The sequence below is a fragment of the Caenibius tardaugens NBRC 16725 genome, assembly GCF_003860345.1.
GTDB lineage: Bacteria > Pseudomonadota > Alphaproteobacteria > Sphingomonadales > Sphingomonadaceae > Caenibius > Caenibius tardaugens.
Window position 1 is genome coordinate 2,534,394 of sequence record NZ_CP034179.1, and the last position, 24,402, is coordinate 2,558,795.

At 62.7% G+C, this 24,402-nt stretch carries 24 protein-coding genes; 9 read left to right on the top strand and 15 right to left on the bottom strand.

Annotated features, from left to right (window positions below):
* Window positions 1-2 precede the first annotated feature (2 nt).
* Together mltA and EGO55_RS11860 are read left to right on the top strand one after the other, a co-directional pair.
* Entirely contained in the window at window positions 3-1,235 is a 1,233-nt protein-coding gene (mltA, locus tag EGO55_RS11855; protein WP_021690113.1) for a murein transglycosylase A, read from the top strand.
* Window positions 1,232-1,804 carry a Smr/MutS family protein gene (locus tag EGO55_RS11860; RefSeq protein ID WP_021690114.1) on the top strand — a complete coding sequence of 191 codons (573 nt, stop codon included), beginning with the start codon at window positions 1,232-1,234 and terminating at the stop codon, window positions 1,802-1,804. The genes mltA and EGO55_RS11860 overlap by 4 nt, the downstream gene beginning before the upstream one ends.
* A 4-nt stretch (window positions 1,805-1,808) precedes the next feature.
* Here the strand turns inward: EGO55_RS11860 and ahpF are convergent, their stop codons facing one another.
* The 3 genes from ahpF to aroC all read right to left on the bottom strand — a co-directional run bounded on the left by ahpF (window position 1,809) and on the right by aroC (window position 5,357).
* Window positions 1,809-3,401 (bottom strand): alkyl hydroperoxide reductase subunit F, encoded by a 1,593-nt coding sequence (gene ahpF / locus EGO55_RS11865; RefSeq protein ID WP_021690115.1) that lies wholly within the window; start codon window positions 3,399-3,401, stop codon window positions 1,809-1,811.
* Between the two features lie 114 nt (window positions 3,402-3,515).
* Window positions 3,516-4,082 (bottom strand): alkyl hydroperoxide reductase subunit C, encoded by a 567-nt coding sequence (gene ahpC, locus EGO55_RS11870; RefSeq protein ID WP_021690116.1) that lies wholly within the window; start codon window positions 4,080-4,082, stop codon window positions 3,516-3,518.
* 204 nt (window positions 4,083-4,286) lie between these two features.
* Window positions 4,287-5,357, bottom strand: a complete 1,071-nt coding sequence (gene aroC / locus EGO55_RS11875; RefSeq protein WP_040715827.1) for a chorismate synthase — start codon at window positions 5,355-5,357, stop codon at window positions 4,287-4,289.
* A 153-nt stretch (window positions 5,358-5,510) separates the two neighbouring features.
* Here aroC and ruvA point away from each other — a divergent pair, with 153 nt between their 5' ends.
* From ruvA to EGO55_RS11900, 5 genes are all read left to right on the top strand, one after another.
* Complete coding sequence (gene ruvA, locus EGO55_RS11880) at window positions 5,511-6,128, top strand: Holliday junction branch migration protein RuvA (RefSeq protein ID WP_021690118.1); 618 nt, start codon at window positions 5,511-5,513, stop codon at window positions 6,126-6,128.
* Between the two features lie 5 nt (window positions 6,129-6,133).
* Window positions 6,134-6,523, top strand: coding sequence for an NUDIX hydrolase (locus EGO55_RS11885; RefSeq protein WP_040715830.1), 390 nt, complete (start codon window positions 6,134-6,136; stop codon window positions 6,521-6,523).
* Complete coding sequence (gene ruvB, locus EGO55_RS11890; protein ID WP_021690120.1) at window positions 6,520-7,539, top strand: Holliday junction branch migration DNA helicase RuvB; 1,020 nt, start codon at window positions 6,520-6,522, stop codon at window positions 7,537-7,539. The genes EGO55_RS11885 and ruvB overlap by 4 nt, the downstream gene beginning before the upstream one ends.
* Window positions 7,540-7,816: 277 nt before the next feature.
* On the top strand, window positions 7,817-8,752 hold the full coding sequence (locus EGO55_RS11895; RefSeq protein ID WP_040715619.1) for a hypothetical protein: 936 nt from the start codon (window positions 7,817-7,819) through the stop codon (window positions 8,750-8,752).
* Window positions 8,753-9,265: 513 nt separating this feature from the next.
* On the top strand, window positions 9,266-9,631 hold the full coding sequence (locus EGO55_RS11900) for a PRC-barrel domain-containing protein (protein WP_021690122.1): 366 nt from the start codon (window positions 9,266-9,268) through the stop codon (window positions 9,629-9,631).
* 16 nt (window positions 9,632-9,647) lie between these two features.
* On the opposite strand, the gene EGO55_RS11905 is transcribed toward EGO55_RS11900, so the two are convergent.
* Both EGO55_RS11905 and acnA read right to left on the bottom strand, forming a co-directional pair.
* The gene (locus EGO55_RS11905) at window positions 9,648-10,172 is read right to left on the bottom strand and encodes a rhodanese-like domain-containing protein (RefSeq protein WP_021690123.1); all 525 of its coding nucleotides are present in this window, start codon (window positions 10,170-10,172) and stop codon (window positions 9,648-9,650) included.
* Window positions 10,173-10,269: 97 nt separating this feature from the next.
* Complete coding sequence (gene acnA / locus EGO55_RS11910; RefSeq protein ID WP_021690124.1) at window positions 10,270-12,939, bottom strand: aconitate hydratase AcnA; 2,670 nt, start codon at window positions 12,937-12,939, stop codon at window positions 10,270-10,272.
* A gap of 195 nt (window positions 12,940-13,134) precedes the next feature.
* On the opposite strand from acnA, the gene EGO55_RS21395 reads away from it, so the two are divergent.
* On the top strand, window positions 13,135-13,260 hold the full coding sequence (locus EGO55_RS21395; RefSeq protein ID WP_268871146.1) for a hypothetical protein: 126 nt from the start codon (window positions 13,135-13,137) through the stop codon (window positions 13,258-13,260).
* Between the two features lie 56 nt (window positions 13,261-13,316).
* On the opposite strand, the gene EGO55_RS11915 is transcribed toward EGO55_RS21395, so the two are convergent.
* Window positions 13,317-14,237, bottom strand: coding sequence for a DMT family transporter (locus EGO55_RS11915; protein WP_369345332.1), 921 nt, complete (start codon window positions 14,235-14,237; stop codon window positions 13,317-13,319).
* Window positions 14,238-14,403: 166 nt separating this feature from the next.
* Between EGO55_RS11915 and EGO55_RS11920 the strand changes: the two genes are divergently transcribed.
* Window positions 14,404-15,774: a L,D-transpeptidase family protein gene (locus EGO55_RS11920; RefSeq protein WP_021690126.1), complete on the top strand. Its 1,371-nt coding sequence runs from the start codon at window positions 14,404-14,406 to the stop codon at window positions 15,772-15,774.
* A gap of 59 nt (window positions 15,775-15,833) precedes the next feature.
* On the opposite strand, the gene EGO55_RS11925 is transcribed toward EGO55_RS11920, so the two are convergent.
* The 9 genes from EGO55_RS11925 to EGO55_RS11965 all read right to left on the bottom strand — a co-directional run bounded on the left by EGO55_RS11925 (window position 15,834) and on the right by EGO55_RS11965 (window position 24,386).
* The gene (locus EGO55_RS11925; protein ID WP_021690127.1) at window positions 15,834-16,469 is read right to left on the bottom strand and encodes a murein L,D-transpeptidase catalytic domain-containing protein; all 636 of its coding nucleotides are present in this window, start codon (window positions 16,467-16,469) and stop codon (window positions 15,834-15,836) included.
* Window positions 16,470-16,526: 57 nt separating this feature from the next.
* Window positions 16,527-17,459 carry a hypothetical protein gene (locus EGO55_RS11930; protein WP_124916778.1) on the bottom strand — a complete coding sequence of 311 codons (933 nt, stop codon included), beginning with the start codon at window positions 17,457-17,459 and terminating at the stop codon, window positions 16,527-16,529.
* A 60-nt stretch (window positions 17,460-17,519) separates the two neighbouring features.
* Window positions 17,520-18,437 carry an EamA family transporter gene (locus tag EGO55_RS11935; protein ID WP_021690129.1) on the bottom strand — a complete coding sequence of 306 codons (918 nt, stop codon included), beginning with the start codon at window positions 18,435-18,437 and terminating at the stop codon, window positions 17,520-17,522.
* Window positions 18,438-18,441: 4 nt separating this feature from the next.
* Entirely contained in the window at window positions 18,442-19,593 is a 1,152-nt protein-coding gene (gene ispG / locus EGO55_RS11940) for a flavodoxin-dependent (E)-4-hydroxy-3-methylbut-2-enyl-diphosphate synthase (protein ID WP_021690130.1), read from the bottom strand.
* A 73-nt stretch (window positions 19,594-19,666) separates the two neighbouring features.
* On the bottom strand, window positions 19,667-20,182 hold the full coding sequence (locus EGO55_RS11945) for a GNAT family N-acetyltransferase (protein WP_021690131.1): 516 nt from the start codon (window positions 20,180-20,182) through the stop codon (window positions 19,667-19,669).
* Entirely contained in the window at window positions 20,179-21,081 is a 903-nt protein-coding gene (gene bla, locus EGO55_RS11950; protein WP_021690132.1) for a class A beta-lactamase, read from the bottom strand. Before bla ends, EGO55_RS11945 begins: the two co-directional genes overlap by 4 nt.
* Before the next feature lie 7 nt (window positions 21,082-21,088).
* Window positions 21,089-22,003 carry an RDD family protein gene (locus tag EGO55_RS11955; RefSeq protein WP_021690133.1) on the bottom strand — a complete coding sequence of 305 codons (915 nt, stop codon included), beginning with the start codon at window positions 22,001-22,003 and terminating at the stop codon, window positions 21,089-21,091.
* 2 nt (window positions 22,004-22,005) lie between these two features.
* Window positions 22,006-23,070: a stage II sporulation protein M gene (locus EGO55_RS11960; RefSeq protein WP_021690134.1), complete on the bottom strand. Its 1,065-nt coding sequence runs from the start codon at window positions 23,068-23,070 to the stop codon at window positions 22,006-22,008.
* On the bottom strand, window positions 23,067-24,386 hold the full coding sequence (locus EGO55_RS11965; protein ID WP_021690135.1) for a DUF58 domain-containing protein: 1,320 nt from the start codon (window positions 24,384-24,386) through the stop codon (window positions 23,067-23,069). The genes EGO55_RS11960 and EGO55_RS11965 overlap by 4 nt, the downstream gene beginning before the upstream one ends.
* Window positions 24,387-24,402: the final 16 nt, after the last annotated feature.

Genomic DNA, 24,402 nt, shown 5'->3' on the forward strand with positions numbered 1-24,402 from the left:
CCATGGCGGGAGGGCGTGCGCTGCGCGGGAGTACGGCGTTGCTGGCGCTGTCGCTGCTGGGCGCCTGCGTCCGCCTGATTCCCGAAGGTGGTACTGCGGGTGGCCCGCGCCCGACTCCACCGCCTGCGCCAACTCCCACACCCACCCAGCCCATCGGCACGACCGCGCTGCTGGCGGGCGTGAAACCGGGCCCCTCGATCGCCTCTTTGCGCCTGACCCCATCGGGAGCGGGCCCTGCGCTGACCTCGTTTGTCGAGAGTTGCCCCAAATTGCTCGCGCGCAACGATGCAAGCGGGCTGACCAGCAAGGAAGACTGGCGTTCGGCCTGCACCGCGGCCAACACTTGGAGCGCATCCAACGCACCGGCATTTTTCGAAACCTATTTCGAAACCGCGAAAGTGGCTGATGGTTCAGCTTATGCCACAGGCTATTACGAGCCGGAGATATCCGGCTCGCGGGACAAGGTCTCGGGGTTCGATGTGCCGGTCTACAAAATGCCGCCCGATCTCGTGCGTGGCTGGCACGATGACATTCCCGAAGCCGAACGCACGGGACGGCAGCCGCTTGGCCGCTATGAAACCAGTGGCAAATTCGTGCCATATTACGAACGTACCGAGATTGAGCAGGGCGCCCTTGCCGGCAAGGGTCTGGAAATTGCCTGGGCCCATGATCCGATCGAATTCTTCTTCCTCCAGATTCAGGGCTCGGGCCGCCTGATTGCACCGGACGGGCGGGTGATGCGCATCGGCTATGCCGGGCAGAATGGCCGTGAATATGCCGGGCTCGGGTCTTTGATGCGCGAACGCGGCCTGATCGGGAACGGCCCGGGGCAATATTCCGGTTCGATGCAGGGCATCATGGCCTATCTGCGCGAAAACCCTGAAGGCGGCCGTGCGATGATGCGGCAGAACAAGAGCTGGGTGTTCTTCCGCGAACTGACCGGCGATGGCCCGGTTGGTGCGCTGGGGGTGCCGGTACGGCGCAAGGCGTCGGTTGCGGCCGATCCCGCCTATGTGCCGCTGGGCGCGCCGATCTGGCTCGATCTCGATCGGCCACAGGCCAATGGCCTGTGGATCGCGCAGGACACGGGTGGCGCGATCAAGGGCGCCAATCGCTTCGATACTTTCTGGGGCGCGGGCGATGAGGCACGGCAGATTGCCGGGGGTATGAGCGGGCGCGGACAGGCGCTGATTTTCCTTCCGCGCGGAGTGCTCAAGCGCATCGGCGCAAAATGAGCGCGCCACGCGGGTTGTCCGCAGAGGAGGCCGCCCTGTGGGAACGGCTGGCGGCCACGGTGGAACCGCTCCACCCGAAACCTAAGCTCCCACTTGTCGCAGTTCCGCCGGTGGTTCCGGAAAAAGCCCTTCAGCCCAAACGGGTAAAGGCGCCAAAGCATGTACCGGTACCGCCGCGGCAGCCTCCCGTGCCTCCGGCACCGCCGTCGGTGCCGCTCGATCGGCAAGGGCTGGATTCCGGGTGGGAGCGCAAACTGTCGCGCGGGACAACGGCCCCCGATTTCACGCTGGACCTGCACGGCGCTTCGCTGGACGCAGCACACGCCCGCCTCGATCACGGCCTGATTCAGGCCAAGGCGATGGGTGCGCGGGTAGTCCTGTTGATCACTGGCAAGCCACGCGGCGCGGCAGCGGCCGATCGCGGGGAAAAGCGTGGGGCTATCCGGGCCAAGATACTCGACTGGCTGGCGGCAGGCGCACATGGGCCCGATATCGCCGCCATACGAACAGCGCACCGCCGCCACGGGGGCGACGGTGCGCTCTATCTTATCCTGCGGCGCAGGCGCTGAACGATCAGGCCGGTTCGGGGACCTTTTCCTCGGCAGGCTGCGTGCGGATCAGGTAATCGAAGGCGGACAGCGACGCCTTGGCCCCTTCGCCCATGGCGATGATGATCTGCTTGTAAGGCACTGTGGTCACATCGCCCGCAGCGAAGACGCCGGGGATGGAGGTGGCGGCGCGATCGTCGATCACGATTTCACCCCGTGTGGTCAGTTCGATGCCCGAATCCTGCAACCATTCGGTATTGGGTACGAGCCCGATCTGGACGAACACGCCCTGCAGATCGATCGTGTGTTCGGTGCCATCGCTCCGGTCCTTGTAGGCAAGGCCGGTGACCTGTTCGCCATCGCCCAGCACTTCGGTGGTTTGTGCCGAAACGATGATGTCGACATTGGCCATCGAACGCAGCTTGTCCTGCAGCACCTGATCGGCGCGCAACTGCGGATCGAATTCGACCAGAGTGACGTGACCGACGATGTTGGCAAGATCGATCGCCGCTTCCACGCCGGAGTTGCCGCCGCCGATCACCGCCACGCGCTTGCCCTTGAACAGGGGGCCATCGCAGTGCGGGCAATAGGCCACTCCGCGCGTCCGGTACTCGAATTCGCCGGGCACACCCAGATTGCGCCACCGGGCACCGGTGGTGAGAATGAGCGCGCGGGCCTTGAGCGAGGCGCCATTGGCCAGAACCACTTCATGCAACCCGCCGACCTGGCTCGCCGGGATGAGTTTTTCGGCAAGCTGCAGGTTCATCACGTCGATATCGTATTCCGCGACGTGCTGTTCCAACTGGGCAGCCAGCTTGGGCCCTTCGGTATAGGGAATCGAAATGAAGTTCTCGATACCCATGGTGTCGAGCACCTGCCCGCCAAAGCGTTCCGCCGCGATACCGGTGCGGAATCCCTTGCGGGCGGTGTAGATCGATGCCGCGGCGCCAGCCGGGCCACCGCCCACGATCAGCACTTCGAACGGTTCCTTGCCCGCAATCTTTTCCGCCGCTTTCGCGCCGGCATTGCTGTCGAGCTTGGCCAGAATCTCGCCGATTTCCATGCGCCCATTGGCGAAGGGTTCGCCGCCCAGGAACACGGCAGGGACCGCCATGACCTTGCGGTCTTCGACTTCGTCCTTGAAAGCGCCGCCTTCGATCAGCGTGGCCGAAATACGCGGGTTGTTGATCGCCATCAGCGCCAGCGCCTGCACCACATCGGGGCAGTTGTGGCACGACAGCGAGAAATACATTTCGAAATCGAAATCGCCGTCGAGCGCCTTGATCTGATCGATCACGTCCTGTTCGACTTTCGGCGGATGGCCGCCCGTCCACAGGAGCGCAAGCACCAGCGAGGTGAATTCGTGGCCCAGTGGCAGCCCGGCAAAGGTCACCCCGGCGGCATGGTCGCTCGCCCGGCGGATCTGGAAACTGGGTTTGCGCGCGTTGGCGCCGTCGAAGCTGGCGGTGACCTTGTCGGACAGGCCGGCGATTGTGGTCAGCAGCTCACGCGTTTCTTGCGATTTGACGTCGTCGCCGAGAGAGGCGACGAGCTCGATCGGCTCGCGCAGCATGCCGAGATATTGCTGGAGCTGTTGCTTCAGATTGGCATCGAGCATGATTAATTCCTTGTACGACAGACGCAAAAACGGCCCGGGGCTGAGGGAGGGGGGAAGCCCCGGGCCGCCTTTTCTACCCGCTTGCGCGGGTAGAGGGGCTGGAGATTCCGAAAATCAGATCTTGCCGACCAGATCCAGCGAGGGGGCAAGCGTTTCAGCGCCTTCTTCCCACTTCGCCGGGCAGACCTGGCCCGGGTGGGCGCGGACATACTGGGCAGCCTTGATCTTGCGAACCAGTTCGGTTGCATTACGGCCAACGCCTTCCGAGGTGATTTCCATGACCTGGATCACGCCATCGGGATCGACCACGAAGGTGGCACGATCGGAAAGGCCCATCGATTCACGCAGCACGCCGAAGTTGTTCGAGATCGTGTGGAGCTGGTCGCCAAGCATCGGGAACTTGATCTTGCTGATCGCCGGCGAGCTGTCGTGCCATGCCTTGTGGCTGAAGTGCGTGTCGGTCGACACCGAGTACACTTCGACGCCCAGCGTCTGCAGTTCGGCATACTGGTCGGCCATGTCTTCGAGCTCGGTCGGGCACACGAAGGTGAAGTCAGCCGGGTAGAAGAAGAAGACCGCCCACTTGCCCTTTACGTCGGCTTCGTTGACGTCAAAGAAGCCTTTGCCTTCCTGAAAAGCCGTTGCGTTGAATGGTTTGATCTCGCTACCGATAATACCCATGATCATCTCCGTTGGTTGGTTTGGAATTCGATGACCGCCAAATAGGCAATGCAGCGCCCAAACCCAAACGGTAAATGCCGATAAGTTTGATTGGATAAATCAATAAGTCGGAAATGATCGATTTTTGCGATGAATCAATGCGGCTTGCGAAAAACCGCTACACCGGGTTTTCTCGGAAGAGGCCCAGGGGGGCTCAGAAGCCCGTCAGCCGCACTGGGCGCGATGCAGCAGCTTGTGATCGGCCAGAACCAGCGCCATCATCGCTTCCACCACCGGCACCCCGCGAATGCCCACGCAGGGATCATGGCGGCCCTTGGTGAAGATTTCCGAGGCTTCGCCTTCGCGATTGATCGTTTCCACGGGCGTGAGGATCGAACTGGTCGGTTTGAAGGCCACGCGGACCACCACCGGCTGGCCGGTGGAAATGCCGCCAGCGATTCCGCCAGCATGATTGTCGAGAAACAGCGGGCGGCCGTCGTTGCCCGGGCGCATCCGGTCGGCGTTCTGTTCGCCGGTCAGTCGCGCGGCTTCGAAACCGTCCCCGATTTCGACGCCTTTCACGGCATTGATGCCCATCATCGCCGCCGCCAGATCGGCGTCGAGCTTGCCGTAAAGCGGCGCCCCCCAGCCTGCGGGCACGCCACTGGCGATGCATTCGACCACTGCGCCCAACGATGAACCCGCCTTGCGCGCGGCATCGACAAGACCTTCCCAGCGCGCGGCGGCAGCCGGGTCGGGGCAGAAGAAGGGGTTATTGCCGATTTCGGTCAGGTCCATGGCATCGCGATCGATGGCATCGCCGCCAATTTCCGAAACATAGGCCACGATCTGCACTTCCGGCACGATCAGGCGGGCTACGCCGCCTGCGGCAACGCGCGCTGCCGTTTCGCGTGCGCTGCTGCGCCCGCCGCCGCGATAATCGCGAAAGCCGTACTTGGCATCATAAGCGTAATCGGCATGGCCAGGGCGATAGGCCTTGGCGACATCGGAATAGTCTTTCGAACGCTGATCGACATTCTCGATCATCAGGCTGATCGGCGTGCCGGTCGTCCGCCCCTCGAACGTGCCGGACAGGATGCGGACCTGATCGGGTTCCTGCCGCTGTGTGGTGAAGCGCGACTGCCCCGGACGGCGTGCGTCGAGATAGGGCTGGATCACATCTTCATGGATCGCCAGCCCCGGCGGGCACCCGTCGACCACCGCGCCCAGCGCGGGGCCATGGCTTTCCCCCCATGTGGTGAAGCGAAGTACGCGGCCGAATGTGTTCACGCTCATGGCCGCGCTATTGTCGGAAAATGTGCGGTTGTCCACGCCCAACCGCTGTCTGGCGCACCACTTGGCAGGCATGGGCGGGGATTTCCGCCCTTTCCCTCTGGTAAAATGCCCCATGGTGAGGCAGGAACAGAACATGACCATAAGGTATGCCGCATGATTGCCAAGCTGAAGGGCCTGCTCGACGAAACCGGTACGGACTGGGCGATTATCGATGTGCAGGGGGTTGGTTACCTCGTGCAGTGTTCGGCCCGCACCCTTTCCGCACTGGGCGACGTCGGCGAAGGGGTGACAGTGTTCACCGATCTGCAGGTTTCGGAAAACGACATGCGCCTGCTCGGTTTCGCCACCAGCGCGGAACGGGACTGGTTCCGCCTTCTGACACTGGTGCAGGGCGTGGGCAGCAAGGTGGCGCTGGCCATTCTTTCCGCGCTGTCCGCGGATGAATTGCGCGCCGCCTGCGCGGCGGGCGATGCCGCGATGGTTTCGCGGGCCAACGGGGTCGGCCCGAAACTGGCGGGCCGTATCGTCAACGAATTGAAAGACAAGGCGGGCGGCATGCCCGGCGGGGGCGCGATCGGTGGCGGCGTTGCTGGTGGGGTGATCATCCATCAGGCCGGTTCGGCCAGCGCCGATGCCGTATCGGCACTGGAAAACCTCGGCTTCAAACCCGCCGTAGCGGCAGCGGCCGTGGCCCATGCGCAAGGCGAACTGGGTGAGGATGCGGAACTGAACGATCTTGTGCGCGTCGCGCTGAAGAAAGCGGCGGGGTGAACGTGATGCAGATCGCGGTGGCCCGGGCTATCAATGCCACCGGGCAAGTTTTGCTCGTACGCAAGAAGGGAACTGTCGCTTTCATGCAGCCTGGCGGGAAAATTGAACGCGGCGAAGAAGCAATGACTGCGCTGATCCGGGAGCTGGATGAGGAGCTTGGCCTGTGTGTGGCGGCAAGCGATCTCACCTTTCTCGGACAGGCTTCGGCAGCTGCGGCGAATGAACCGGGCGTTATTGTAGAAGCGGCAATTTATGGGTTGCTGGTGTCGACCCCTGTGATTGTAGGTGCCGAACTTGAGGAGGCGGTGTGGATCGATCCGGCTGATCCAGGAGCGCTTGTTCTGGCTCCCTTGACGCGTGATTGCGTTTTGCCACTGGCGGTGTCCGAGCAATGACCGATAACCCCATTCTTTCCGCGCATCGCCAGATCGAGGATCAGGACGCGGCACTGCGGCCCAAGTCGTTGACCGAATTTGTCGGTCAGGCAGCAGCGCGGGACAATCTGCGCGTGTTTATCGAATCCGCCCGTTCGCGCGGGGAAGCGATGGATCACGTGCTGTTTTTCGGCCCGCCGGGGCTGGGAAAGACCACGTTGGCGCAGATCGTGGCCAAGGAACTGGGGGTCGGTTTTCGGGCGACCAGCGGACCGGTGATTGCCAAGGCGGGCGATCTGGCCGCGCTGCTGACCAATCTGGAACCGCACGACGTGCTGTTTATTGACGAGATTCACCGGCTCAATCCGGTGGTGGAAGAAGTGCTCTATCCCGCAATGGAAGATCGCGCGCTCGATCTGATTATCGGGGAAGGGCCCTCCGCCCGTTCGGTGCGGATCGATCTGCCGCCGTTCACACTGGTGGGGGCGACCACGCGGCAGGGGCTTCTTACCACGCCTTTGCGCGATCGCTTCGGCATTCCGGTGCGGCTCAATTTCTATACCGTTCCCGAACTGGAAAGCGTGGTGACGCGCGGCGCCCGGCTGCTGGGCATGGGGATCGATTCGGGCGGGGCGCAGGAAATCGCCCGGCGTGCGCGGGGCACCCCGCGTGTGGCGGGGCGCCTGTTGCGCCGGGTGCGCGATTTCGCGCATGTCGGCGGCAGCGATCTGGTCACAGCCCGCATCGCGGATGAGGCGCTGACCCGGCTGGAAGTCGATTCGCTCGGCCTGGATGCGATGGACCGGCGCTATCTCATGATGATCGCCGATATCTATAAAGGGGGGCCGGTGGGTGTGGAAACGCTCGCCGCCGGGCTGGCGGAACCGCGTGACACGGTGGAAGAAGTGGTGGAACCCTATCTGATCCAGCTTGGCCTTGTCGCGCGCACGGCGCGGGGGCGGATGCTGAACGATCGAGGGTGGAAGCACCTTGGGCTGACGCCGCCGATGCCCGATCAGACCGGTCTGTTCGACTGAGCGGTGATTCTCACAGCGCGCCGGAGATCGACTTCCGCTGCCCCCAATCCGGCAAAATCGTTAACTTTCCTTGGGAAACTGCGGACGAATGGTTCCAATTCGGGACAGCTTGTTTTCCGGGGCACCTCTGGCTGCGAAAAAATGCCATTTGACCCCCGCATAAACGGTTAATGCGATTGCAGGACCGGGGGGCGTCTGCGCTCTTTGCACGACGAGGGGTTTGTCAGGGGCAAGATATCTTGTTTGCGGCAAATCGGCGAAAGAAGGTAATGAGCCCATGTCGGTACGGATGGCCCTAGCGAAATTGTCGGCAGCAGCAGCTGGGGGTACCTTGCTTGTTGGTGGCGCCGTGCATGTCGCCGAGCCGCAGGCTGCAACCACCAGCTACAAATCGATCAAGCAGGTCAAGAGCGTGAAGCAGCCGAAGCTGGTCAAGCAGCAACGCCGCGTCCCCAAGAAGGTCAAGCGCATCCGCCGCGTCATCGATCGTCCGCTGGAATGCGGGCCGGGCCAGCAAATGGGCCCTGATGGCAAGACATGTTACGCCATGGCGATGGCGCCTGTGCCGTATCTTCCGCCTTTGCCGTCTCCTCCGCCCGGGGGTGGCAGTTCTGGCGGCGTAACCGTGATTGGCGGTTCGGGTGGCTTTGGCGGCGGTTTCGGCGGCGGCTTTTTCGGGGGGTTTTTCGGCGGCAGCTCGGGTGGGGGTGATATCAATATCACCACGACGGGTTCCAGTTCGACCTCGGGCAGCAGTTCCACGTCAGGCAGCAGTTCCACGTCGAGCAGCAGTTCCAGCTCAAGCGGTGGAGACGGTGGCAGCACGACGACGACCACGACCACGTCCGGGAATGTCACCACCAGCACGACATCGGGCAACGTCACCACGAGCACATCGGGCAATATCACCACCAGCACGACGTCGGGTAACGTCACCACCAGCACCACCTCGGGCAATGTGACGACCAGCACGACCACGTCCGGGAATATCAGCACCAGCACGACGACATCGGGTAATGTCACGACCAGCACGACAACGACGTCGGGTAACGTGTCGACGACCAGCACGACCAGCTCGAACGGTGGAACGACGACCACCACCTCGACCAGTTCAGGCAATGAAGTGCCCGCGCCGCCGATGTTGCTGTTGTTTGGTGCGGCGGCTGCCGTGCTTGTCGGCCGTCAGGGTTTCCGCCGCCAACGGCCTGCCTGAGACGGGGCTATGGCCTGCCCAGCGCGGCAGGCTGGCAGCTATCCCTTTTGCGATCTAGCCGGTGCGCGCGTCAATCGCCTGCGCGCGGTCGTTTGCGACGCCGTAGCCATAGCGTGACACCGCCGACGCTAAGGGCGAGAAGCCCCGCGACGGATGCCGCAACCGTCATCATCGTCCACAACAGGCCACCGCCCAGCATCCAGATTATTTCCCAGAAAGCCCGCAGGGCCGCTCCTTTCGCAGATTGGTGATTGCTGCAGCGCACGATAGCGCAATGGGGCAGCGCATTTCCTGAACGAGGGGGAACTAGCCGCGATTATCGCCGGGCGCACCCCTTTTGCGTCCGGTCGCATGCACGGGGCGGCTGTCGGGCAACGATCCGGGCAAGCCGGAACCAATCACAGCGTGATGCGTGAAGACATTGTGTGATGTTACGAAGATGGCGTGCCCGCATCGTGGAGTGCATCAGGCCGGACGAACCGGCGCGCCATCGTTTCCCGAAAGGAGAAGATCATGGCACAGGCACACAGGCACTCGCATGGGGAAAACGACACGCATCTGGCGGTCCCGCGCGATGAAGCGCATAATCTTATCGCGTCCAGCCGGGTAGAAGGCACTGCGGTCTATCGTCCGGATGGGGAGAAAATCGGCCGCGTGGAATATGTCGTGATGAATTTCGGCGGATTCCTCGGAATGGGCAGCGAACATCGTCCGCTGCCATGGGATGCGCTGGAATATAGCACCGATCTGGGCGGCTATGTCGTGTCTGCGGAAGACGACAAATTGAAGAACAGCCCGAGTTACGGTGACGATGGGGAACCCGCGTGGGACGATGTCTATCGCACGCGCATCTATGGGTACTGGGGCATCCCCTATTAGGGGGTGCGTGCTGCCTTTATGGCGCTGACGTTTCCCAGACGACATCCGGTGCGGCGGAATCGATCACGTCGGCGAGTTCCCAGATGTTCCGATAGCCGTACCCGTGCAGGTTGATGAATGTGGGGATGTTGAGCGCAAGCGGTGCGCTTTTCAGCGGCACTGGCGGGCGATGATCGCTGAAGTTGTTGTTGCAGTAGATGTAAATCGGCCGGTCGGGGTCGTTGCCCAGCACGGCTTGCAGCGATTCAGCGGTAAAATCCGTGAAAGGCAGGTTGATCGCGCCTTTCAGATGGCCCTTGGCAAAGGCATCCGCCGATCGCGCATCCAGCAGGATCGCATTGTCGCGGGCTGCCGCTTTGGCAAACGCGGTCCAGCCCAGCCGCCGGGCTTCGCGTACGGGGCCGAGATCGCGGACAAGCGCGCTGAAGGTGGCATAATCGATCTGGGGGTTTTGCTGAAGCCGAACCGGGGCTTCAGTCTGGGCGAGCGCCGGGGTCGTGGCGATCAGCAGCGGAACCAGAAGAACAAGAGCCTTGCGCATGAACTGTCCCCATTGATTGACGGGGCACAGACTGCGGCGTGGGGCGTGAATTGTGCGTGAATGGCGCGCCCCCGCCGGGGCGCGCCATCACTGTCGCTTACGAAGCCAGCTTGCGCAGCACGTACTGCAGAATGCCGCCGTTCATGAAGTATTCGACTTCGTTGGCGGTATCGATGCGGCACAGGGCGGTGAAGGAGAAGGTAGAACCGTCCTTGCGGGTCACTTCCACTTCGACATCCTGACGCGGCTGAAGGTTGGCCACACCCTTGATGGTGAAGCTGTCATCGCCGGTCAGGCCCAGGGTCTGGCGGGTTTCGCCTTCCTTGAACTGGAGCGGCAGCACGCCCATGCCGACGAGGTTCGAGCGGTGGATACGTTCGAAGCTTTCGACGATCACGGCGCGCACGCCCAGCAGGTTGGTGCCCTTGGCCGCCCAGTCGCGGCTGGAACCGGTGCCGTATTCCTTGCCCGCGACGACAACCATCGGCGTGCCGTTGGCCTTGTGCTTCATGGCAACGTCATAGATCGCCGCCACTTCATCGCCATAGCGGCTCATGCCGCCTTCGATGCCGGGGACCATTTCGTTCTTGATGCGGATATTGGCGAAGGTGCCGCGCATCATCACTTCGTGGTGGCCACGGCGCGAACCGTAGGAGTTGAAGTCTTCCTTGGCGACCTGATGTTCCATCAGCCATTTGCCGGCCGGGCTGTCCGCCTTGATCGAACCCGCCGGGCTGATGTGGTCGGTGGTGATCGAATCGCCCAGGATTGCCAGCGGCTTGGCATCGATAATGTCGCCGACCGCAGCCGGTGTCATGCTCATGCCTTCGAAGTACGGCGGATTGGCGACATAGGTCGATCCGGCGCGCCACGAATAGGTTTCCGAACCGGTGACATTGATCGCCTGCCAGTGCTTGTCGCCCTTGTAGACGTCGGCATAGCGGGCCTGGAACATCTGGCGGTCAACCGCGCCCGACATCACCGTGGCGACTTCGAGATTGGTCGGCCAGATGTCCTTCAGATAGACGTCCTGACCATCCTTGCCCTGCCCGATCGGGGTGGTGGTGAAGTCTTCGGTGACAGTGCCCTTCAGCGCATAGGCGACGACCAGCGGCGGCGAAGCGAGGAAGTTCGCGCGCACATCCGGGCTGACACGGCCTTCGAAGTTGCGGTTGCCCGAAATGACCGAGGCGGCAACGATGTTGTTTTCGTTGATCGCCTTGCTGATCGGTTCGGCCAGCGGGCCGGAGTTGCCGATACAGGTGGTGCAGCCGTAACCGACGAGGTTGAAGCCAACGTTGTCGAGGTGCTTCTGCAGACCGGCCTTTTCGAGGTAGTCGGTGACAACCTGCGAACCGGGCGCGAGCGAGGTCTTGACCCAGGGCTTCGGCTTGAGGCCGAGTTCGTCGGCCTTCTTGGCCACCAGACCGGCGGCAACCAGCACACCCGGGTTCGAGGTGTTGGTGCAGCTGGTGATTGCGGCGATCACCACGTCGCCATCGCCGATGTCGTGATCCTTGCCGCCCACCGGTACGCGGGCATTGGTCTTCTTGTAGACTTCGCCGAGATCGGCATTGAACACGTCGTCCACTTCGGTGAGCACGACCTTGTCCTGCGGGCGCTTCGGCCCGGCGAGCGAGGGCACGACAGTGCCGAGATCGAGTTCCAGCGTGGAGCTGAAGACCGGTTCGACCGACGGATCGATCCAGAAACCCTGTTCGCGGGCATAGGCTTCAACCAGGGCGATCTGGTCTTCTTCACGGCCGGTGAGGCGCAGGTAATCCAGCGTCTTGCCGTCAATGCCGAAGAAACCGCAGGTTGCGCCGTATTCCGGCGCCATGTTGGCGAGCGTCGCACGGTCAGCCAGCGACAGCGAGGCAAGGCCCGGGCCGAAGTATTCGACGAAACGGCCCACCACGCCATGCGCGCGCAGCATCTGGGTGCAGGTCAGCACGAGATCGGTGGCGGTAACGCCTTCCTTCAGTTCGCCGGTCAGTTTGAAGCCGACAACTTCGGGGATGAGCATGGAAACCGGCTGGCCGAGCATAGCCGCTTCGGCTTCGATGCCGCCCACGCCCCAGCCCAGCACGCCGAGACCGTTGATCATGGTGGTGTGGCTGTCCGTGCCGACGCAAGTGTCGGGATAGGCCACGGTGGCGCCGTTCTGGTCGGTGCTGGTCCACACCGTCTGCGCGATGTTTTCAAGGTTCACCTGGTGGCAAATGCCGGTGCCCGGGGGAACGGCGTAGAAGTTCGCCAGCGACTTGGAACCCCACTTGAGGAAGTCGTAGCGTTCGAGATTGCGCTGATATTCGATTTCGACGTTCTGCTCGAACGCCTTGGGGTGGCCGAATTCGTCAACCATGACCGAGTGGTCGATCACGAGGTTCACCGGAACCAGCGGGTTGATCTTGCTGGTATCGCCGCCAAGCGTGGCAATGGCATCGCGCATGGCGGCAAGGTCGACCACGCAAGGAACGCCGGTGAAATCCTGCAACAGCACGCGGGCCGGGCGATACTGGATTTCGTCGCCGGTTACCGGGTTTTTCTGCCAGTCGGCAATGGCCTGGATGTCGTTGGTGGAAACCGTGAAGCCGCCGTCTTCAAAACGGAGCAGGTTTTCCAGCAGCACTTTCATGGAGAAGGGCAGACGGGAAATGTCGCCGATCTTCTCTGCAGCCTTGGCGAGAGAGTAATAGGCGAAGTCCTTGCCGCCTACATTCATGGTGCTGCGGGTGCCGAGAGTATCCTTGCCGACCTGAGTCATAAGTGTGGTAGCCTTCCTCGAGGATGTAGGGGGCCCGCCTTGCGCGTTGAAGGCACCGGGAGAGCCTTGAATGCCGAGGCGCTTGGGCGTTCTCTCCGAGAAAATCAAGGGTCCAGACAAGGAACCTTTGCGGAACGTCATGGTTAAGACTAAAGGGTCACGGCCTTTTTGGTGAAAGAGGGAAGGGGGGAACCCATGAAGACTGTCAAATCCGGCCACTCCGGTGGCTCACGTGGGCTTCGCGCGGGCGTCGGTGCCGCGATTCTCACTGTCGTTGCCTGTTTCGGTGCGGCCATCGCGCTGACGCACAGCGCGCACTGATCCGATCTGCCCCGGTCTGCCCGGTAAGGGGGCGGCCGATATAACGCGATGGCGGATCAGGCCGCCATCTGTTCGGGTTCGCGTCGGGGGGCAGCAACGAGGCAGCCCACGACGATCAGTAATCCGCCGAAAATAGTGGGAATCGCCACTGTTTCGGCAAAGAACAGCCAGCCAAACAGCACTGCCCACAGGAACCCCGTATATTCGACGGGCACAAGAACCTGTGCCTGTGCGCGGGCATAGGCCCAGGCCATCAACAGCAGCGATATCGTTGCCAGTATGGCCGCCAGGCCGAGTATGCCCAGTTCGCCCCAGCCCGGCATGCGGGCGAACCACGGGGCCGCCAGCAGCAGCAGGATGGCCGTTATCGCATGTTGCGACAGCGCGATTTCGGCGGGGTTGGCCATCTGCGCGATTCGTCGCTGCAGGATCAGATTCCACGCATAGAGACAGGCCGAAACCAGTACGGCCGCGATCCCTTCGATCGATTGCCTGTCGGGCATACCGTGTTCGAAGCGCCCGATTGTGATCAGAATGACGCCCACTACCCCCAGCAACGAAGCGATCACAGCCTTGGGGCCGATTCGTTCGCCCAGCACGGCGGCGGCGAGATAGAGTGCGATCAGCGGGGCAATGAAGGACAGGGCGATGGCTTCCGCCAGCGGCAGCAGCACCAGCGCATGAAAGAACAGCAGCGCCATGGCGCAACTGATGACAGCGCGCAGGACATGAATCCGCAAACGTTCCCCGTGCGGCCATGGGGCCTGGCCAAGGCGCCATACGGGCAGCATGACCAGCGTGCCGATCAGCGAACGGATCAGCAGCGCACTATAGGCCCCGATCGCGATGGAAGCGTGTTTCATCAGCGCATCCATCAAGGAAAACAGCGCAACCGCCAGTGCGGCCACAAGAAAGGGGGCAGGAACAGGGGCGGGGCGCATCGCCCTATGGGTAGGCGTGCAATGGCCCTGCGTCATCCCGCAATATGGGGTTCGCGCGATGTGTACAGGGCGCGCGCGGCGTTCATTCACTGTTGAGTCATGCACAACGCTTGATGATAGCGAGGAAACCGGCAATTATGCCGTTTGCGCGATGAACTCTTCGGGTTCCCAGGCTAACCATCGGAATTGGGGCTATTTAAGGATGACAATCACGACGCGGTTCAACCTGCTGGGCGGGATCGCCCTGCTGACGACGTCTCTTGCCGCTCAGGCACAGGGGCCGGCTGCGCCACAGGATATCCTGCCATCGACGGCTGCGCCAAAGTCCACCACGCCCGCCCCTGCCCCCGCAACCCCAGTTGCAGCGCCGGTTGCGATCCCCGCCGCACCGGCCCAGCCGCTCGTGCAGCAGTGGAACGTGGCCGATGCCAAAGTGTTGCTCGCCGCGATCGAAAAGATTGGCGACGATGGGCTGATCCCAGCCGATTATCAGCCGCAGGCGTTGCGCGATGCCATTGCCGCAGGCAAGGGCGATGCGCTCGACCGGGCGGCCAGCACGAGCTTTGCCTGGCTGGTGGAAGATTTGCGCGATGGCCGCGCACCGATGTCGGCCCGGAAGCAGTGGTTCGTGATCGATCCCGATGCCGATCGCATGCCGACCGCCGCCCTGATGACGCGGGCGCTCGACACGCATGACATTAACGGCGTGCTTGCGGATCTGGCCCCGACGCATCCGGACTATGCGCGCCTGAAGAAAGAACTGGCCGCCACACCCAAGGCGGAAACCAAAAAACGCGCGCTGATTCGCGCGAATATGGATCGCTGGCGCTGGCTGGCGCGCGATCTGGGCAAACAGTATCTCATCACCAACGTGCCGGAAATGCAGCTGCGGCTGACTGTCAACGACAAGATCATCCGCACCTATCGCACCATTGTGGGCAAACCGGGCAAGACCGCGACGCCGCAATTGGCCGAAATCGTCGAAGGCGTGATTTTCAACCCGACCTGGACCGTGCCGCAGAGCATTGTGAAAGGCGAAGGGCTCGGCGCGCGCCTGTTGGCCAATCCGGCCTCCGCCCGGGCGCAGGGCTACAAGGTTACCCGCGGGGCGAATGGCTTCGTCAGTGTGGTGCAGCAGCCCGGGGCGAACAATTCGCTGGGCCTGATCAAGCTGGACATGCCCAATCCGCACGCGATTTTCCTGCACGACACGCCGAACCGGAACTTGTTCAATCAGGATAGCCGCGCGCTCAGCCACGGGTGTATCCGCACGGAACGCGCGCTGGAAATGGCGATCACCATGGCGATTATCGGTGGCGGCGCCTCTGCTGAAGAAGCCGTCGCGATTTCCAAGTCCAAGGAATATACCCGCGTGCCCATGGTCAAGCAGGTGCCGGTGTACATTACCTATTTCACGATGGCGCAGGACATCAACGGCAAGCTGGCCACCTTTAATGATCTCTATGCCCGCGATGCCCCGGTGCTCGCGAGCTTTGAAAAACCGCGTCAGGCCAATCGCGCGCGGCGGACGGATGAGAAAGTGGTCGAGATCGTCGACGATCTGCAGACCTGATCTGCTGCAACGGGTGCCGGTGCGCTGAGGCGCGCTGGCATCCGGTTATCAGACTGTTGTCAGACCAGTCCCAATCTGTCGGCGTAGAGCAGACGCCCGCCTGACAGGTGCCACAAGGCTTCGTTGAAATCGGTCGGGCTCATCGCGAAACAGCCGTCAGAGCGGCCCAGCTTGCCCCATTTGGCCACATGTTCGGGACTGGCGTAGCCGGCCGAATGCATCACGATTGCGCGATTGAGTGCGTTGGAATTATCGGGTTCGAGGCCGCCAAGGCGGATCGAAGTGCCGTAACGGCCCACGTACCATTCCCAGGTTATATAGGCCCCGCGGCTGGTTGCCAGCGATCCCGGCACGTTGGAAAACGATTCGAGATAACCCGTATGCGCGGGGTCGGAGCCCTTGCCATGCGTGACGAGGAAGCTGCGGACCGTGCCGTTCTCGAGATTGGCGAAATGGAAGCGGGGTACGCTGGATGGCACGCCATAGTCGGCAATGCCGGCGATATCCTTGCGCCACAGGGCATTGCCCGCGCGATCGACCTCGCGCTTCGCCACGGTGAGGATCGCCCGGTCGCGCGTGCTGACAGGAGAAGCTTGCGCGAACACTTTCGCGGGCAGGGCGGTTCCGGCGGCGACCAGCGCTGCAGTCTTGAGGAACGTGCGCCTGCTGGCGGTGTCTTTGATCGTCTGCCTCATAGGTTAGTAATTTAACCCTTTAAACGCGCTTTTTAAAGTGCCTCTGTGGAATGCGCTTCACGCCGCGTTTTGCAACGTGGCGATCACCTTGCGGCTTTCGGTGGCATAGGCGTCGTTGTCGTAACGATGCGTGCCAACGAAATGCACGAAGCTGGCGTCGCTTTCCCAGGGTGTGCCCCAGTGGTTCAGATAACGGGCGGAAGGCAGCAGGATCGGCGACATCTCATTGGCGATGACGAAGCTCGAGGTGATCTGTTCGGTGCCCCAGATGCTGATATCCTCAGGGCCGACAAGCCGGGTCATTTCCGCAAGGAAGGCCCCGGCCAGAAGACGGCCCGCATTGCCTGCGGCGAATCCGGCGAACCCCGAGCACCCCCGGATATACCGCCAGCCGAGATCGGCACGCATGGTTGCCATGCCGGATTCGACGCGGGACTGGATATGGCCGTCCTGCAGACCATCGCGATAGAGGCGGTGCGTGAACTCGCTGAGCAGTAAGGCCCCCACTTCCGCGTCGGGGCCGCCCAGCAGGGTGTAACTGCGATTTGTCTGGATGGCCTGTTCGACTTCAGGCAGCGGCCCGACGGTGACTGTGTCACTGTCGAGCTGGATCCAGTATTCATCGGTTCTGCGATCGAGAATGGTCAGCAGGCGTTCCCATGTTCCGCCCCGGGGGAAGTTGCCGGTATCGACGCTGGCGATATTGATGATTTCGGGATCGCCACAATGCAGGGCGAGTGTGGCCTTGTCGCTGGCGGTCAGGGTGCCGTCATCGAGAAGAACGACGCGCCCGCGCTGCAACTGGTGCCACAGCGATTTGACCGCGACCAGATAGGGCAGGACGACAGCCGTACCGATCATCGAAAACAACACCAGCCCATCGTTTGCAGGCCGGATCGGCGGGGTGTTCAGAATCGCTCTGATAGCGCGGTCGTGGCGGCCGGTTTCGATCTTGCGGCGCCAGCGATAGGGCAGGTGACGTGTCAGCATGGCAGGCACCATAGGCGATTTTGCAGAAGGTCTCGGTTAAATCGCATGGTTAAGATGCGGTTACCGGGCGCCGCCGGTCTTTCCGGCAAGGCGTAACCATTGGCGCAGGTCGGGCCAGAGCATCCCCAGTGCCAGCCCGGCCATGACCATTGCGAAGGATGCGATCTTCCAGAATTGTAGCGGTTCATTCACAATCAGTGCGGCCGATCCCAGGCCGAAGATCGGCACGAGCAGTGCCAGCGGCGCCACCGTGGCCGCGGGATGGCGGTTGAGCAGCCAGCCCCAGGCCACATAGCCGAACATGGTGTTCCCCACCGCCTGCCAGGCAACCGCCGCCCAGGTCCAGCCATCGGCAGCGGCGATGCCGGTGGCCATGGCGCGCGGACCTTCCAGCACGAGCGCGAAAACCGCCAGCGGCGGGATCGCGAACAGCGCCGACCACACGACATAGGACAACATGTTGTCCGGCGCGCCGTGCCGTGCGGCGATATTGCCACCGGCCCAGCAGAGCGCCGCCAGCAGCACCATGGCGATCCCCAGCGGGGTAGCGCTGCCATCGGTGTGCATCAGGATATTGCCCACCCCCGCTGCCGCCAGCAACAGGGCAACGATCTGATAGCGGGAGACCCGTTCGCCGTTCAGCCATATGGCAAGGCCAATGGTGAAGAACACCTGCACCTGTACCACCAGCGAGGCCAGCCCCGGGGTGATATCATTGCGCATGGCGGTGAACAGGATGCCGAACTGCCCCGCACCGATCAGCAGGCCATAGGAGGCCAGATTGCCCCACGAAACATTGGGCTTGGGCAGGAAAAACGCCAGCGGGAAAAACACCAGCGTGAAGCGCAGCAGCGCAAAGGTCAGCGGTGGCAGATGGTTCAGGGCCAGCTTGATGACGACAAAATTGGTGCCCCATACCGCCATGACTGCGATCGCGATCAGCAGATGCAGCAGGGGCAGCCCGTGACGGGTGGACAAGGTATCAGGCCAGCCCGTTCGCGGGGCGGGCCTCCGTCACGTTTCCGGCATCGGTCATCTGCGCTTCGATTTCGGCGGCCTTCTGTTCCACCAGCGTGACGATGTGATCGAGCATTTCCGCGCTTTGCACATGATGGTCCGTCACCCCGGACAGATAGACCATGTGTTTGCCATTGCCGCCGCCGGTGACGCCGATATCCGTTTCGCGCGCTTCACCCGGACCATTGACGACGCAGCCCAGAACCGAGAGGGAAAGCGGCGTCTTGATGTGTTGCAGCCGTTCTTCCAGTGCGGATACGGTGCGGATCACGTCGAAACCCTGCCGTGCGCAGGAAGGGCACGAAACCACCCGCACGCCGCGCGTTCGCAGGCCCAGCCCCTTGAGGATTTCAAAGCCCACACGCACTTCTTCTTCGGGTTCCGCCGAAAGCGATACGCGGATGGTGTCGCCAATGCCTGCCCACAGCAGGTTGCCGATACCGATTGCGCTTTTCACCGTGCCGCCGATCAGGCCGCCAGCTTCGGTAATGCCCAGATGCAGCGGGCAGTCGACCGTATCGGCCAGCCCCTGATAGGCCGCCACGGCAAGGAACACGTCGCTCGCTTTCACCGCGACCTTGTATTCGTGAAAATCGTGGTCCTGCAGCAGCTTGATATGATCGAGCGCGCTTTCCACCAGTGCATCGGGGCAGGGTTCGCCGTACTTTTCCAGCAGGTGCTTTTCCAGACTGCCCGCATTCACGCCGATGCGGATGGCGCAGCCATTGGCCTTGGCCGCGCGCACGACTTCGGCCACGCGATCGCTGCTGCCGATGTTGCCGGGGTTGATGCGCAGACAGGCAGCCCCAGCATCCGCTGCTTCCAGCGCGCGTTTGTAATGGAAATGGATGTCGGCGATCAGCGGCACCTGCGCGGCGCGTGCGATTTCGCGAAACGCCGCCGTGCTGTCCTCATCCGGGCAGGACACGCGAATCAGGTCCGCCCCCGCTTCTTCGCAGCGGCGGATCTGGTCGATCGTGGCCGCCGCATCCGATGTGGGGGTGTTGGTCATGGTTTGCACCGTGATCGGCGCATCACCGCCGACAGGCACACTGCCCACCATGATCTGGCGGCATTCGCGGCGCATGATATCGCGCCAGGGGCGTACGGAAGACATGCGCGGCGATATAGGCTGTTAGGCCTCGCCGGACAATGATGGATGCGACAGGCACGCCGAAGCGTTGATGGGGTTACAGCATTCGCGCGTAAAGGAATTCGTGGTCGCGGTGCTTGCCGACCCAGAAATCGACATCGGCAAGCTTGGTAAAGCCATAACGTTCGTAAAAACGCTGCGCCCCGTCGTTTTCGCTCCACACCGAAATATGCACTTCATCTGCGCCACGGTCATGAAATTGCACCATGGCCCAATCCATCAACCGGGCGCCGATACCCTGCCCGGTGCGCGCCGGATCGGCGTAGAGCTGTTTCAGTTCCATCGCCTTGCTGCCGCGGGCATGTTCGGCAAAGCTGCTGGCCAGCGCGATCTTGCAATAGCCGGCCAGCGTGCCCGCTTCATCGGTCGCCAAATGAAAGCGCAATTTGGGATCGGCCAGTTCCCCGGCAATCGCGGCAGGGGAATAGACCCTGTCGAGGAAGCCGTTCAGATCATCGGGATGATAGATATGGCCGAACTTTTCGACAAAGCTGTGTCGCGCGAAACGGGCCATTTCGGGCACATCGTCTGCGTGCATGGCGCGTAGGATCATGAGCGTTGCTCCATTGCCCAGTCCGCAGCTACCCGGCCCACTTCGGCCAGGGCGAATTCGGCACCGGGATCGATCGTGCCGGTGATCTTGCCCGGACGAAAATAGCTCGTGACCACGACCATTTGGCCGGAAGGCAGCTCGAACCAGCCTATATCGACGTAGGTTGCATTGGTCTGACCGATGCCGGTGCCGGTCTTGTCCCCCGCGCGCCAGCCTGCGGGCAATCCGGCGCGCAGGCGCTTGCCACCGGTTTCCACCGCGATCATCCAGCGTATCAGCGTGTCGCGCGACGGTTCGCGCAGCGCGTTGTCGGTCAGCAGGCGGGCAAGGGTGTGGGCCGCAGCGACCGGGGTGGTGGTATCGCGGATTTCCCCCGGCGGCACATCGTTGAGTTCAGGTTCGTAGCGGTCTAGCCGGCTGGTGTCGTCACCCAGCGCGCGCCAGAATGCGGTAAGCCTTTCCGGGCCGCCAAAGCGGTGCAGCAGCAAGTTGGCTGCGGCATTATCGCTGGTCACCATCGTTGCCTGCGCCAGTTCACCGATGGTCATGCCCGTATCGAGATTCTGGCTGGTGACTGGTGAATGTTGCAGCAGATCGGCCTTCGTGAACGCGATACGTTCGTTGAGCGTTATCTCCCCGGCTTCTTGCAGATGCAGCGCTAGTGCTGCGAGCGACAGCTTGAAGGAGGAGCATTGGGCGAACCGTTCATCCTGCCGCCATCCCGTGCCTTCGCCACTGGCGGTATCGAGGACATAGGCGCCCAGAGTGCCCCCTGCCGCCCGCTCGATCGCGCCGAGCCGTTCATGCAGGTCGGCGGCATGCGCGGTTCTGCCGACACAACCGGACAGGACGAGCGCGGCTGTCCCCATCAAGGCGTTACGCCGGGTGATATCAATCATGTGAACCTCAGGAGTACTTGTCGGCCTTGCGTTTGCCGAAGCGCATGTCACGCTCCAGCCGTGCTCGCAACTGGGTATAGAACGCTTCGAGGAAAGCGCGTTCATCGCCGGTTCCCGCATTCCACCCGATTTTGCCGCAAATGGTTTCCGCCACGGTCACCATGGCTTCCTGCCGCCCTTCGCGCAGGACACGTTCCAGTGTCTGCAATTCGTATTCGCCGTAAACCGAAAGTTCCGCTTCACCGAAGTTGTAGACGGTGCCCGTGGCGCGTGAAGGCCCGCGCGCACCTTCCGCGGCGGACATCGTGGTGGCCAGCTTGTGCCGGGGGGCTTCCACCACCCAGGTGCCCGCGATGAGATCGCCCGCGCGCATGGCGTCCCTGTTGAAGAAGGGGAACAGCATGAACACAGCAAACCATGCCAATGCCGCGATGCCTGCCAGCCCGCCATCGCCTTCCTGCGCACCGGCAATCAGCAGGATGGGCAGGAACAGTTCGATGTCGCGCAGCAGATTGCGCGCGATCACGGCCTCTGCCGTCAGACGCCCTCCATCACGGGCGGCAATGCGGATGCCACAAAAACGCTTGCCCAGCGTGGCACCGCGCGGGCCCAGTTCGAAGTAGACGAAGTAGCCGTAGCGAAACAGGAACATCGAGACGAGCCACAGCACCGCAAGGAATTCCAGCGAACTGAACATCCCTTCCGCGTTGCCGCCTTCCGACAGGCCGAGAACGCCAAACGCCAGATAGAGCAGGAACAGGGTGAAGACGATCATCACCACGTTGATCAGGATGAAATCGATGATCAACGCGCCTACGCGTGCGCCGCGGCCGGCCACAGTCAGAGGCAGGCTGAGGCCTTCGGGCGTGATCAGTTCGCGGCGGCGCTTGCTGTCTGCGGCGTAATAGGGGGTGCTGGCCATGGTCAGTCACCCCCGGCGCGGCGTCGGCCCGCTGCCATGAAATAGGCCAGCCAGGCGACCAGCATGAATCCGCCAACGGTGAGCCTGCCCGGGGTGTCGTCGATCAACTGGCGCGCAAACCCTTCGAGGAAGGCGGCGATCACCAGCATCAGGACCACGCCGCTCATCACTTGCGCGGCGCGGCGCCCGCTTTCTGCGGCGGCGGACAGAACCGAACGATTGCCGGGGAAGGCCATCGTGCGTCCGATGTGTATCCCGGCGCCGCCAGCCAGCAGGATCGCAAACAATTCGGTTGTCCCGTGGACCGAAAGCCACGCCACGAAATCAAGCGTAAGCCCCGCATTGTGATAGAGCCACAGCATCGCCCCCAGCAGCGCCATGTTATGGATCAGCAGCAGGATCGAGGGAATGCCGAAAGCAAACCCCAGTGCGAAAGCCAGAATCGCTACCCGTGCGTTGTTGCTGAACAGATAGGCGGCAAAGGCCGACAGGCCGTTCGCCCCTGAATCATGGCCGAACAGGCTGGACCGCAAGATTTCTGCCGAAGCCCCCGGTCGGCGGGCATCGGCAAATTCCGGGGGAACCAGCGCGTGAAACCATTGCACGTCATTCGCGACCAGCAGCCAGCCGACGACAGTGCCAGCGATCATGACAGCCAGCGCGATCAGCAGGTCGGGCGCGATGGAACGGACGCTTTCGCTCCACCCGCCACCCAGAAAGCGGCGTAACCAGCCGGTGAAGGTGGTGCGTGGGCCATAGACCTGAAACCATGCGCGTTGCACGAGCGATTCCAGATAGGCCAGCGTTGCGGCATCGAGCGTGGTTTCGCGCGCCACTGCAAGGCTGGAGGCGGCCGTGCGATATAGCGCGGGGAGGGCGAGCACATCCTCGTCCGAAAGTTTGCGGATACGGCCCGATTCCATGCGCGAGACGATTTCGTCCAGCCGTTTCCATTCGCCTTCCCGTTCCAGGCGGAAGCGATCGGAACGCAGGGCCGCTGCTGCGATATCGGGCGGGGCCTCGATTTCGCGGCGGCCGAACAGAGATGACAGGATCGGCGGCTTCATCCGATGCTCCCCGCGCGCTTGATATCCAGATAGCGGTCGATCAGCCGGTAACCGATGCGATCCCACGGCGCCTCGATCACATCCACGCCCAATTGGCGCAGGCGCTGCAGCACGAGTGCCCGCTGGCGGGAAAGGGTGTCGGCGGTCACGGCAACGGCCAGCTTGCCCAGATCCTCGGGATCGGCTGCGGCCATGGCGTCCAGTTCCGAATCTTCCATGGTGACGAACAGCACGACGTGGCGCTGCACAAGGCGGCCTACGCTTTCGATCATCAGTTCCGCGCTGGTCGGATCGGAAAAGTCGGAAAACAGCACGATCATGGATCGCCGTTCCAGCCGCGCCGCCAGCGTTGCCAGTGCCAGTGTGAAATTGGGTTCCTGCGCGTGATAATCCAGCCCCGCCGCCGCGCTTTGCAGCCGGTGGAAGGCGCGCGCATCGGTAACGAACGGCGTCGACAGTTCCACTTTGCGGGCAAATCCGAACAGCGAAACCCGATCCCCGCCTTTCAGTGCGACATAGGCTGCGGTCAGCGCGGCGGAAACCGCGCGGTCGATGCGCGGCAAGCCATCGATGGGTTCGCACATCGCCTGCCCGCAATCGAAGGCGAAAATGATCGGGTTGTTGCGTTCGCTTTCGAATTCGCGGGCGAACAGGCGGGTCTGGCGGGCGCTGGTCTTCCAGTCGATCCGACGACGATCCATGCCCGGTTCGTATTCGGCGAGCGATTCGAACTGGCTACCTTCGCCGCGGATACGGCGTGCGATCAGCCCGAACTGCGCATCGCGCAGAAACACTTGCAAGGCCGGGGACCGGACGGGGGAAAGATCGGGCCAGATGCGCACATGCTGACTTAGCGAACGGGTGATCTGCCGACTGGCCAATCCCATCGGGCCAGGCCAGCGCAGCCAGAACTGTTCGATTGCGCCGGTTCCCCGGCGATTGGGCTGGAGCGTAGCCGTGCCGCGCCAGGTATCGGCTTGCCCATCGGGGGATAGGACGACATCCGCCCGCCCGCCTTCCGCCAGACGGGGATCGAATTGCAGGGCGGCTTGTGGTGCGCTGCCCCCGCGTCTGCCAGAAATGTCGGCCAGAAGCGTAACTTCGAGTGGTTCCCCGACTTCGGCATCGGCGGGCGCAATCAGCCGGACATCGTCCAACCGCCCGGCCGCCAACCCATCCAGCAGGACCAGAACCAGCAAAGCCACCCCTGCGGCGGGCACCAGTACCCACGCCCCCGGCGCAACGGCGGCCACGACCAGCGCCAGCGGCGCGGCAAGCGCGGCGAGCGTGGCGGTCCGGGCGGTCGGGACGATCATGGCGTTGTTCTCACCG